This is a genomic window from Micromonospora sp. NPDC005215 (assembly GCF_040607915.1).
Classification (GTDB): Bacteria; Actinomycetota; Actinomycetes; order Mycobacteriales; family Micromonosporaceae; genus Micromonospora.
This window is the reverse complement of the sequence record NZ_JBEXHQ010000089.1, coordinates 1-11,118: the sequence shown is the minus strand read 5'-3', so window position 1 is coordinate 11,118 and position 11,118 is coordinate 1. Positions and strand designations below refer to the sequence as shown.

Sequence of the window (11,118 nt, the reverse complement as noted above, 5' to 3'; positions counted from 1 at the left end):
GTGTTGTGTGTTGCTGGTCTCGCGTTCGCCGGTGGTGTGTTCGCCGGTCCGATCGCCGCTCACGCCGCTACCCCGGTCGAGGGCAAGCCCGCCACGGTCGCGGTGCAGAGCACCGCGCCGAAGCCGCAGGGCGAGCAGTCCCACATCACAGTGAACGACGAGCAGACCGCCAACGCCAAGGCGATCATCGCCGCGACGAAGAAGGCGGGCCTGCCCGAGCGCGCCGCGGTCATCTCGATCGCGACGAGTCTGCAGGAGTCGAAGCTGGAGAACCTGGGTCACCTGGGTGACATGAACGACCACGACTCGCTGGGCCTGTTCCAGCAGCGCCCGAGCTCGGGTTGGGGTTCGCCGGAGCAGATCACCGACCCGGCCTACTCGACCACCGCGTTCCTCAAGGGCCTCAAGCAGGTCGACGGCTGGCAGGACATGCCGCTGACCGAGGCCGCGCAGACGGTTTGAGCGAGAAGGCAGTCAGGCGTACGCTGCCCGTATGACCGCCAACGCCCGCCGCGCCGCCGCGTACCTCCGCCGTTCCGCCGCCCGTAAGGCCGCAGACCGTAACGCCACGATCATCGAGCAGCGCGAGGAAATCCACGGCTACGCCGACGACAACGCATTGACGATCCTCAAGGAGTTCAACGAGGGGGAGGGGCGCGGCGCGTCCCGGCAGAGTCGCAAGGCCCGGCCGGCATTTGAGGCCGCCATGTCCGCGCTGCGCTCCGGCGAGGTAGACGTCATCCTCGTCTACGAGCTGTCCCGCGCGGACCGCCGGGGCATCGCTGGCGCAATCGAGTTTGTCGATGTGCTGGCCGCGCAGGGTCGGGGGTTGATCGAGGTAGACAGCGACCTTGACACGCGCAAGCCGGCCGACCGTGGCCGCGTCATCGCCAAGTTTGAAGCCGCCCGCGATGAGACCGAGCGTCTGTCAAAGCGCGTCGCCCGGACCAAGCGCCGCAGGAAGGCCGCCGGGGCATGGCTCGGTGGCACCCTGCCGCTCGGGATGGCCGCAGAGCACGACGCGGACGGAGCGCCGACCGGCCGCGTGGTCCGTTCTGCCGACTGGCCGCGTGCGCGCGAGGTTGCCGACGCGATGCTGTCCGGCCGCTCTGCGCGTTCCGTGGCCGCCGCCTACGGCCTGACAGCGAACACGGTCACGAACATGTGCCGCTCGGCCACGTGGGCGGGTTTGCAGACGGCCGACCGGCGTATGTCCGAGGCCGAGGCCGCCACCGTCGCCGGTCGCCCGTGGCGGAAGGCCGCCGAGGTGCTGATGGTGGACGGCTCGCCGGTCGCGTTGCTCGGTGGCGAGGATGCCCGCGTGGTGACCCCGGCCGAGCGTGAGCGCCTTATCGCCATGATCGACGCGCGTACCGGCCGCGCCGCGACCGCGACCGGCACGCGCAAGTCTGGCCGCAGCGTCAACGGCACGTTGGTCGGTGGCCGCGACGGCGTGGCCCGCTGTGGTCTCTGTGGCCGCCCGATGGTCGCCGCCGGCACCGATGGCACCCGCACCGACGCAGCCGGCCGCGTGCGCGTCACCCGTGCCGCCTACCGGTGCCATGGTGTCGCCGCCAAGCTATGCCCCGGCACCACGATCAGCCGCGCGGATCTCGACGCGTACGTCTGGCAAGCGCTGACCCTCGCCGTTGACATTGCTCGGGATGATTCCCCGTTGTGGCAGACCGTGGCCGCCCGGCTGGCCGCCGCGACCGCCGACCCGGCCGCCGACGCCCGCCGGGCCGCCTCCGAGGCCGAGCACTCGACCGCCACCGCCGCACTCTCCCGCGTGCTGGACATGGCCGCCGATGGTCTGCTGACGCGCGAAGAGGCCCGCCCCCGCATCGACGCCGCCCGCACCCGCGTTGAGGCCGCTACCCGCGCCGTTAAGGCCGCCACCGCCACCGCGCCGGCCGTGCCCGGTCGCCGCGCCGTCCGCGATGGTCTGGACGCCCTGGACCTCGACGGTAAGCGCGTCATCCTGCGTGCCGGGTTCGATGTGGTGACCGTCCTCAAGACTGGCCGGCACCACCCAGCCAATCGCCCCCCGATGTCCTCCCGCGTGACCCTCGACGGCCCGGCCGCCGACATCCTCGCCGAGGCCGCCGCCGAGGTACCCGACGCCGACTGATCCCCGCACGTAACCGGGCCGCTCAGAACCCCTGGGCGGCCCGCTTTGCGTCTACCCCTACCCGCCTACCTGCAAAGTCCCCACGCCAGGCTGCGGCCCGCACAGCCCGCCGCCGATCTCATCCTGCGCCGGCTCGCTGGCCGAGGGGGCAAGCCTGTGACCTGGCCGTTTTACCTCTGTGGGACGAACTAGGTAGGAAACCCGCCCGGCCGAAGTACGGCCCCCGGCCGAGCTTGCCCGCCGCCCGCCTTTACCCGTGTGGGACGTACATAGTGAGAGAAGTACGGCCCCGCCGCCACCGCCACCAAGCGCGAGGCGGTTTTTTGATGCGCGAAACACCGTCACGTCACATAGGAGGTCCGATGTCCGTTATAGCGACTTGCGACCACTGTGGACGCCCGCACGAGCGCAAGAACCAGACGCAGCGCGCTATGTGCTCGCAGGCATGCCGGCAGGCCGCGTACCGCGACCGCCGCCGCGCCGAGCTGGCCGAGCTGCGCGCCGAGGTAGCCCGCCTGCGCGCCGCCTGATCTCCGTCCGGTAATGGTTGGCCGGGCGGATACCGCGCCGCTCCCCGCCTCACAGCGGGTTGAGCGCGCGGATGGGGGAGGGGACGCCCTTGCTGGTGGCTGAACAGGAACAGCCGCCAACAAGGGCACCACCCCCGCCTTACTGACTCCCGCTCTGGCGACGGCCGAGCGGTCTGCACCACCCACGCCCACCCGAGCGCCGGCAGGCCCGGCGTCACGAGGGCACCCCCGCACGACCCCCGCTGACCGATCCCAGGTGGACGGCCGGCACCCCGCAAGTTGCGGATGGCTCGTATCCGGTCAAGCCGACCGGCCTGACCGCTTCATTCCATCCAAAGGAAAACCACCACCATGGCACACACGTTTCTCAGCCCGGCCGAAGTTGCCAGCCTCGCAAACGAACTGGTCCGCGCCGATGGCCTGATCCCGTTCGTCGGCCGCAGCGCCGCGCAGCACTTCGCGCCCGGCGTCGGCGCGTCCGTCGACATCCGCAAGCCGGCCGTGCTCAAGGCGCGCACCCGCACCGTGGGCAGCGTCGAAGACATCACCACCGACACCCTGACCGAGTCCTACCAGTCGGTCACGATCACCGAGCAGGCGTACAGCGCGGTCGACCTGACCGACGCTGACCTCACGCTCAACCTGGCCGACTTCGGCCGGCAGGTGCTCGCCCCGCAGGCGCTCGCCGTGGCCGAGTACGCCAACGACACGATCGTGGCGAAGCTCCAGGGCGTCACCGCCGACGCCGCGCTGTCCACCGCGTACGACGCGGCCAACCCGGTGAAGACCTTCACCGCCGCCCGCCGGCAGCTTCGCGCTCTCCAGCTTCCGTCCGCCGAAATGCTCTCGCTGGTCGGCACGAACGTCTACGCCGATTTGCTCGACAGTGGCGCGTTCGACCAGGACGGTTCGCGCGACGCGAACATCCGCAGCATCCGGGGCTTCACCGTCGTGGAGTCCAACCGGATCAACCCGGACGATGTCTTTGTCTACATGCGCGAAGCCGTTCAGTTGGTCTCGGTGGCCCCGGCCGCGCCGCGTGGTGCCGGCATGGCGCAGACGGTCAGTCAGGACGGTCTGTCGCTGTCCTGGTTGATGGACTATGACGCGCGGAAGCTCCAGGACCGCTCCGTGCTGTCCGTGTTCCTGGGTGCCGCGATCGTCACCGTCCGGAAGGCTCTGCCGACCGGTACCGGCCCGTTCACCCCGGTGGACGTTACGCCGGTCATCCGCGTGACGACTGCCTGATCGACCCCCTGAGTCGCACCCCCGCATGGCTTGACGGCTGTGCGGGGGTGCTGCCTCGCGCCCTTCTCCCCGCACCACAACGGCGAGCCGCCTTCTCGGCTCCGGTGAGGTCCAGTCACCGCGTACGACAAAGACTCGACCCCCGTGTCGATGCCGGCTGGACCCCGGCGTCGGCACGGGGGTTTTTCTACATCCAAGGAGCGTCCGCGATGGACACGCCCCGCATCCGCTGCGCGCACTGCAAGGCCGCGCTTCCCCCTACCGCCGAGAACTTCATCCCGTCCGCGCTGCGCTTCGGCGTGCGTCGGTCCTGGGCCATCTGCCGGCCCTGCACCCGCCTCATGAACACCGCCGAGCAGCGCAAGCGCCGCGCGCAGCTCCGCAACGACCCTGCCTACCGCGCCGAGCAGGATGCCCGGTACGCCGCTCGCGTCGCACGCCGTGCCGCAGAGCAGGCCGAGCCCGAGAACGCCGTTCGCGCCTAACTGTCCAAACCACACCTCCGCGCCGTCCAAACCAAACCAAAACCGGGGGACCTAAAGGTCTCCCCCGGTTTGATTTGGTTTGGATCGGACACGGCGGTACGAAGCCCCCCGGAATCAAATCCTAAAAGATCCAAACGAGCCAAACCGTGGTTTGCCGGTTTGCCGTTTTGGATCTGCGCACCCTCCCTTAACGCCCGGTCGGCACTCCCGCCTGCCCGGTTCGATGCGCCGCGCCCTGTTGCGGCCCGTCCCGATTGGACCCACCCCGTGAACCTCAGCATCCCCCGCGCCCGAGAGCTTGACGCGCTCGTAGCCCTGCTCGCCGACCAGACCGAACCCTCCCCCGTCTGGAACGGGTGGGGGTCGACCGCCGGCCGCCAGCCCGACGCATACGTCCAGGACCTCACGGACCCGGCCCTCATCGAAGCGCTCACCACCGTTGCGCGCGCCGCCGGTATCGCCTACAGCACTGCCCGGCAGGCCGTGCTGGCGTACCCCGCGTCCGCCGGTCAGTTTGAGGCCGCCGTGGTTGCGGAAACCGCCCGCCGCGAACGCGTCGCCACCATCATCGCCGCCGCCAAGGCCCGCGCTGCCGGGGGTGCCGCGTGATCCCGCTGCCCAACATGGACCGCTACGGCATCGCTGACGTGATCGCCGAAGGTGGCAAGTTTGACGACGACACCATTGTCGACCTTGTACGCGAGTGGCTGGCCGTTGCGGAGGGGACGCCGCTTGCGCCGTTCTTCTCCGGCCTGCTCAACCCCCGCGAGATCACCGCGTTGGCCGACCTCGCGTACCGCCGCCGGTCCGCGCCGGTTGGGCTGCGCGTCGACCTGGTAGCCCTTGACGACGAAGAGTTGATACCGACCCTGCTGCGGCGGGAAGACGGCGTGCATCTGTTCTACCCGTCGCAGGTCCACACCGTCTACGGCCAGAAGTCGTCCGCGAAGTCGCTTGTCGTCATGGCTGAGGCGGTGCGTCTGCTCCAGGCCGGACAGTCGGTCATCTACATCAACTACGAGGGTCAGCCCGCGCAGGTCAAGGCGCGTCTGCGCCGCCTCGGCGCGTCCACGGAGGATCTGGCCCACTTCCACTACGTGCGTGGCTTCGGCGCTCACCTGACGCCGGCACAGCGCCGTGAGTGGGATGCGTACCTGTCGATGGACTTCGCACTTGCGATCATCGACACGACCAACGCCGGTATGGCCGCGTTCGACCTCGACCCGATCAAGACGGGCGACGTGCGGAAGTTTTACGGCCTGCTGGCCGAGCCGCTGGCCGCCACGCCCGGTGCACCGGCTGTGGTCATGGTCGACCACGTGACCAAGACCCGCCCGCAGCGCGGGGCCGCGACCGCGTACGGCAGCGAGGCCAAGACGTCCGCGCTCGACGCCGCGTACCTGTTCGAGGTCATCGAGAAGCCCGGCGTTGGCCGGATCGGCATCGTGGACATGATCTGCGTCAAGGACCGGCACGACTACGTGTTTGCCAACACGCCGGACGCACAGGCCGCCGACGACAACTCGTTTCCCGCCGCCCGCATCACGATCGACGGCACCGGCCCGACGACGGAGATCCGCATCGGACTTCCCGAGGTCAAGCCGCCGAAGTCGGTCGCCACGGAGACCGTCAACGACATGGCCCGCATCCGAGACGCCGTGCTGCGCGCTCACCGCGAGCAGCCCGGCATCCGGCAAGAGGATCTTGTGTCGCGCATCAAGGCGTACGACAAGCGGTACACCGCCGATCAGATCAAGCAGGCCCGAAACGAGCTTGTCGACCTGGGCGCGCTGGTGAAGGCCCCCGAGGCTGTCCGCAACGAGAAGCGCTACGTCCTCAACGAACCGGACTCGGTTCCGCCGGGGTCGGTCACTGAAACCGAGCTGATCGGAAGCCGGCTCGACCACCGGTTGCCGAACGCGCACGCCAACGACGCAGGCGTGGTTCCGCTTGAGACGCAGCTACAACTCACCCGAGGGGGTTACTGATGATGCCCGCCCGCCGGGTCGGCCCGCTCGACATCGACTGCCCAACGTGCACCGCCGAGGTTGGCGAACCCTGCAAGGTCCGCAAGGGACGCGGTAACTACCGGTCCGCCCGACATTTTCAGGCGTACGCCGCTACGCGCCCGCTCCACCAGGCACGCCTTGACGAGGCCGAGGCCCGCCGCATGAATGCCCACTGGTTCGCCCCCGGCCGTCTGCCCGCGCCCGCCCGCCGCCGTTGGACCTGGCGCAACGCCGCGCGCCGGCTGACCGGCCGCTAACCACCCCACCCCGCACGCCCGCGACCCGCCTGGCACCTCGCCGGGCGGGCCGCTGGTGTGCGCTCACCCCAAAGGAACCAACGCCATGGACTTCAACATCACGCCAATCGAATTCACCGCCGAGCCAACCGATAACTACTTGTGGCTGTCTCAGCTTGAGGAGATCGACCCGCCGGCCACGGTGGACGACGCAGCCGAGCGGCTGTTTGACCTCGCCGATGATCTGGAATCGGCGGGACTCAATTTGTGGGCCTACGTCGCCCGCCGGCTGGCCGACGATGTGGCCGCCCTGGACGGTGCCGCGTGAACGAGGAGAGCTACGACATCACCGACGACGAGTACCGCCTGTACGCCGCCCTCGGTGTCGCCTACGAGCGCGCCCGCCTGGGCGACGTGAACTACAAACTGGTGCGCTGGCTGCTCAGTTCGCGCATCACCGGCGACTCCGCGCCGACCAAAGTCTACGGTCGGCCGCTGCGCCTTTATCGGGAACTGTGCGACTACTTTGGGATTGAGTGCGACCTGTGACTATCTCTATCTGTGCAATCCTGTTTGCCGCGCTGGCATTCACCTCGCAACTGATCATCCTTCGCCGCACCTTTGAAGTCGTGGTCGACTTGCGCGCCTCGATTGGTGCCCGCCGCACCGAGAAGAGTGAAGAGACCCCGGCGGGTGCCACAGAGGACACCCCTCCCGCGCCGCGTCTGGTGCAGGGGACCCTGCGCCGCTCTGGGGGTCAGAATGGCTGACCGTCCGCGCGTTGCAACCCCGCGCCCCCCGCGCTGGACCCCCCTGGCCCCGTGTGCGGACTGCGGTGCGGTGTCTTCGTACGCCGCCCTGGACGACAACGACCACCCGGCACAATTCTGCGGGCGGTGCGCCTCGCCGGATCGGGCGTGTCTCGGCGTGGCTGGTTAACGGCATGTCGTGGGACAACAGCAATCGTAAGAGCAGACTTCCCGCAGATTGGCAAACACTCCGGCTACGGGTGCTGCGTCGTGACAGCTATCAGTGTCAGCAGCGCGATGCCAACGGCCGCAAATGCGGTGCTCACGCTTCTGATGTAGACCACATCCAACGTGGAGACAATCACGCGGAGTGGAACCTACAGGCTTTATGCAAGACACATCATGCAATTAAGTCAGCACATGAAGGCGTAGAAGCGCGACGAATCAAGTACAAACGCGAACGCGATCCGATGCCACATCCAGGCTTGATTAGGTAGCGCTGTCCGTTTCTTACTGACGTAAAGCGACGAGGACGGGTGCCGGGTGCCTCCCCCGCCCCGGCCTCGCAGCTTCCCTGACGGCATGGCGCGTTTCAACCCATTCAAGTTCAAACGCGATTTCACAAAATTCCACAACGACAAAGGAAACCAATCATGACCACTGAGGACGACGGCCGCAACACGCAATGGCCGCCCGGAAGCCTCGCCGTCGACCTCTGGGAAACGGTGCTCGCTGAGACCGACCTGTCCGGCACGCAAGTTGGAATGCTGCGCGTTGCGATGGACGACCTGAACGACGCCGAGCACCTGCTGACCCTGGCCCGCTCCGGTGAGCTGTCGGACCGCGACACGCTCGCCGCTTTCGCTGGTGCCCGTTCGGCCCGAAAGGCAGCCCTTGCCGTGGTGGCCGTGCTGACCAACCCCGGCACCCCGCCCGCGAACGGCTGGGGTGGCCGCCGCCCCGGCGCTGGTGCGAAAGCGAAGCCCGTTGCCCACCGTGGCGCTTCGCAGCACCGCGACGGCTTGCCGAGCTACGGCGACGACTACGACGACGAGGACGCCTGAAATGCCTATCCGCCCGAACCGCACCCGCCCCGCCGAGCCCGAGCGTCCCGAGTGGCTGCCGGCCGGCATCGACAACACCGGCTCTCTGCCGCTGGAGCAGAACGACGCCGGCCGGCTGCGCGTGAACCCCGACGCCCTGGCCGCCACGATGGCCGCGTGGGACGCGATGCGCTGCCCGCATGGCTGGTTCACCGACGAGTGCGCCGTCTGCGATCCGCCCACCCCCGCCGACGACGCCGCCCGCTTCCCCTTCTAGACCGCCCACCCCGCCCACAAAGGAGCCCGACCCCATGTACATGAACACCGTACCCCCCGGCACCCCGTCCGGTGCCAGCCTGTCCGACGCCCTAACCGCTGCATTCGTGCGCGAGCAGGCAGCCGCCAAGGCCGCCGCCGAGAAGGCCGCCGCCGACAAGGCCGCCCGCGAACAGGCCGACGCCCGCGCCGCCGAGCAGGCCGAGACGCGCGCCATCAGAGAGCGCGTCCGTGCCGCCGAGGAGCGTTCCGCCGCCACCCTGGCCGAGCTGCGCCAACTTCTCAGCGCACCCGCCGACGACACCCCGCCCGCACCCGCCCAGCAGACCGCCCAGCCGCCCACCGAGGCGACGCCCACCCCGCCGGCCGAGCCTGCCGACGTGGCCGCCATTGCCCGCGACATCCTCGCCCGCCGGTAACCGCCCACCCGCACACAGAGACCCCCCGCGCCCATGTGGCTCGGGGGGTCTCGTCGTTCGGGGGGTCAGAGGAAAATGCGGCAGTCGTGCGCGTGTCCGCTCAGAACGTCGGCAATCTCGGTAAGCGCGGTAAGCGGCGGGAGCGGCAGTACGCAACTGCACTCGCCGCATTCGATCCGGTCGATACGTATGGGCCACCTCATCGCCCCGGCCTCGACTGGCACGCGCGGAGGTGCGCCGTCCTCGACCACTACCGCCGCCCTCCGGCGTCGGGCGACCGCCCGGCCCGCCCCGCCCGGTCGATGCCGTCCCACCGCCCACCGTTCGCCCGCCATTCGGCCGCCAGCGTGAGCCACCCCGCCCGCCCGGCCTCCGGCGAGCAGGTGCCGCCCGCCCGCCTCGGCACGCGCGCCACGCCCACCACCCGCGCCGGTCTCGGCTCGGCCAGCGGTGGCACCCGCCCGGCGTCCGGGCACCGCCACGGGAGCCCGCAGACGCACCGCCGGCCCCACGCCCGCCAGTCACGCCGATGCACCGGGCCGGTACGGATCTCCGGTGGTCTGTGCCGCGCCATGGGTGCACCGCCTCTGTCGGTATGGGGGGCCGCCCCGCACGGGGGAACGGGACGGCCCCGCCTCGGGGAGCAGGACCCACCCCCGCCGCCTCGGCCACGAGTGAGTCCGCCTCTCTCCCAACACGTTGCCCTCAGCTACGGGATCAGTACACGACGTTCATCTATGCTCGGGGACGTTCGGGACGTCCACCGTGGAGGCAGGATGAACGAGGCACTTCTAGCGGCCATGGCCGAGGCTGGCGAGACATCGGAAAGTCTCGCAGCACAGACAGGGGTCGACCCCAAGACCGCCGCGCGCTGGATCTCACCGGGACGTGTCCCGCAGCCTCGCCGACGTAAGGCCCTCGCCGCCATCCTCGGCCGGGACGTTAAGGACCTATGGCCCGATGTCCTCAAACGGCGCGAGCCGCAATGGCTGCGCGAATGGGTCGACTGGGAACGTGAGGCGGTTGCCCTGCGGTGGTTCGAGCACTCATGGGTGCCCGGACTGCTCCAGACCGAGGCGTACGCGCGGGCGACGCTGGCTCACAACCTGCTGACTGCTGACGAGATCGATGAGCGCGTTGCGTCGAGGCTCGACCGCAGCGCCATCCTCACCAGTGACAAGCCCGTTCAACTTGTCGCCGTCATCGACGTGATGGCGCTGCGCCGGCCGATGAAGACCCACCCGACCGTGATGGCGGAACAGCTCGCCCACCTGGCCGAGATGGCCGAGTTGGCGCACGTGCAAATACTCGTGGTGGGCGAAGACGCAGGGCTCTACCCTGGATTACAGGGCGGCTTCATCATTGGAACCCTGGGCGACGGTTCACTAGTCGCGCACCTTGATCATCAGGTGCGGGCGCAGATACTAAACCAGTCGGAAGACCTTGTTACCCTCCAGCGGACGTGGGAGGCGATCAGGGGTGAAGCGTTCTCCCGCAGGCAGTCACTCGAATTGATCAAGGAAGCAGCGAAGACATGGACATGACCAACGCCAAGTGGCGCAAGTCGACTCGCTCCGGCTCTAACGGTGGCTCGTGCGTGGAGGTGGCAGACAACCTGCCCGGCGTCGTCCTCGTCCGCGACACCAAGGACCGCGACGGCGGAACCCTCCAGTTCGCCCCCCGCGACTGGATGGGATTCGTCAACCTGGCCAAGCAGATCGGGCCGGTTGCCTGATCTCCGGCACTGCACACGACCCCCGGCCCGCCAATGCGGCCGGGGGTTCGTCGGTTTCAGGACGCCGTGACGACCCCGCCTAGCTGACTGCCGTTCCGCGCAGACCGCGCAGACCGTGCAGGTCTCCGCCTACCCCGATGCCTACGCGCAGTGGGAGCAGCAGGCCACCGACCTGGTCGGCCAGCACTGGAACAGCTGACACCGGCACCACCGCACGACACCGAGCCGCTGGCCGGCACCCCACCCGGGGTGCCGGC

16 protein-coding genes are annotated in these 11,118 nt (G+C 69.2%); 14 read left to right on the top strand and 2 right to left on the bottom strand.

Translation table 11 applies throughout. The annotated features are described in order from the left end of the window. The 12 genes from ABZU25_RS33925 to ABZU25_RS33870 all read left to right on the top strand — a co-directional run. Positions 1-462 (top strand): hypothetical protein (locus ABZU25_RS33925; RefSeq protein ID WP_355033451.1); only part of this gene is annotated, 462 nt, incomplete at its 5' end. A 31-nt stretch (positions 463-493) separates the two neighbouring features. Continuing rightward, complete coding sequence (locus tag ABZU25_RS33920) at positions 494-2,131, top strand: recombinase family protein (RefSeq protein ID WP_355033450.1); 1,638 nt, start codon at positions 494-496, stop codon at positions 2,129-2,131. Between the two features lie 881 nt (positions 2,132-3,012). Continuing rightward, complete coding sequence (locus ABZU25_RS33915) at positions 3,013-3,909, top strand: hypothetical protein (RefSeq protein ID WP_355033449.1); 897 nt, start codon at positions 3,013-3,015, stop codon at positions 3,907-3,909. Positions 3,910-4,118: 209 nt separating this feature from the next. Further along, on the top strand, positions 4,119-4,394 hold the full coding sequence (locus ABZU25_RS33910; protein ID WP_355033448.1) for a hypothetical protein: 276 nt from the start codon (positions 4,119-4,121) through the stop codon (positions 4,392-4,394). 267 nt (positions 4,395-4,661) lie between these two features. Beyond that, positions 4,662-5,003 carry a hypothetical protein gene (locus tag ABZU25_RS33905; RefSeq protein ID WP_355033447.1) on the top strand — a complete coding sequence of 114 codons (342 nt, stop codon included), beginning with the start codon at positions 4,662-4,664 and terminating at the stop codon, positions 5,001-5,003. Beyond that, positions 5,000-6,382 carry an AAA family ATPase gene (locus ABZU25_RS33900; protein ID WP_355033446.1) on the top strand — a complete coding sequence of 461 codons (1,383 nt, stop codon included), beginning with the start codon at positions 5,000-5,002 and terminating at the stop codon, positions 6,380-6,382. The genes ABZU25_RS33905 and ABZU25_RS33900 overlap by 4 nt, the downstream gene beginning before the upstream one ends. Before the next feature lie 363 nt (positions 6,383-6,745). After that, complete coding sequence (locus ABZU25_RS33895; protein ID WP_355033445.1) at positions 6,746-6,967, top strand: hypothetical protein; 222 nt, start codon at positions 6,746-6,748, stop codon at positions 6,965-6,967. Further along, complete coding sequence (locus ABZU25_RS33890; protein ID WP_355033444.1) at positions 6,964-7,188, top strand: hypothetical protein; 225 nt, start codon at positions 6,964-6,966, stop codon at positions 7,186-7,188. Before ABZU25_RS33895 ends, ABZU25_RS33890 begins: the two co-directional genes overlap by 4 nt. Further along, on the top strand, positions 7,185-7,409 hold the full coding sequence (locus ABZU25_RS33885) for a hypothetical protein (RefSeq protein ID WP_355033443.1): 225 nt from the start codon (positions 7,185-7,187) through the stop codon (positions 7,407-7,409). The genes ABZU25_RS33890 and ABZU25_RS33885 overlap by 4 nt, the downstream gene beginning before the upstream one ends. Before the next feature lie 632 nt (positions 7,410-8,041). Next, positions 8,042-8,452 carry a hypothetical protein gene (locus ABZU25_RS33880; protein ID WP_355033442.1) on the top strand — a complete coding sequence of 137 codons (411 nt, stop codon included), beginning with the start codon at positions 8,042-8,044 and terminating at the stop codon, positions 8,450-8,452. A gap of 1 nt (position 8,453) precedes the next feature. Further along, entirely contained in the window at positions 8,454-8,708 is a 255-nt protein-coding gene (locus tag ABZU25_RS33875; protein WP_355033441.1) for a hypothetical protein, read from the top strand. 34 nt (positions 8,709-8,742) lie between these two features. Next, positions 8,743-9,126 (top strand): hypothetical protein, encoded by a 384-nt coding sequence (locus ABZU25_RS33870; RefSeq protein ID WP_355033440.1) that lies wholly within the window; start codon positions 8,743-8,745, stop codon positions 9,124-9,126. A 250-nt stretch (positions 9,127-9,376) separates the two neighbouring features. Here ABZU25_RS33870 and ABZU25_RS33865 read toward each other — a convergent pair whose 3' ends face one another. Then, on the bottom strand, positions 9,377-9,700 hold the full coding sequence (locus tag ABZU25_RS33865; RefSeq protein WP_355033439.1) for a hypothetical protein: 324 nt from the start codon (positions 9,698-9,700) through the stop codon (positions 9,377-9,379). 202 nt (positions 9,701-9,902) lie between these two features. On the opposite strand from ABZU25_RS33865, the gene ABZU25_RS33860 reads away from it, so the two are divergent. Both ABZU25_RS33860 and ABZU25_RS33855 read left to right on the top strand, forming a co-directional pair. Next, a complete protein-coding gene (locus ABZU25_RS33860) occupies positions 9,903-10,670 on the top strand; it encodes a DUF5753 domain-containing protein (RefSeq protein WP_355033438.1) in 768 nt (255 codons plus the stop codon). Further along, complete coding sequence (locus ABZU25_RS33855; protein ID WP_355033452.1) at positions 10,667-10,861, top strand: DUF397 domain-containing protein; 195 nt, start codon at positions 10,667-10,669, stop codon at positions 10,859-10,861. Before ABZU25_RS33860 ends, ABZU25_RS33855 begins: the two co-directional genes overlap by 4 nt. A 79-nt stretch (positions 10,862-10,940) precedes the next feature. On the opposite strand, the gene ABZU25_RS33850 is transcribed toward ABZU25_RS33855, so the two are convergent. Further along, positions 10,941-11,063 (bottom strand): hypothetical protein, encoded by a 123-nt coding sequence (locus ABZU25_RS33850; protein WP_355033437.1) that lies wholly within the window; start codon positions 11,061-11,063, stop codon positions 10,941-10,943. Positions 11,064-11,118: the final 55 nt, after the last annotated feature.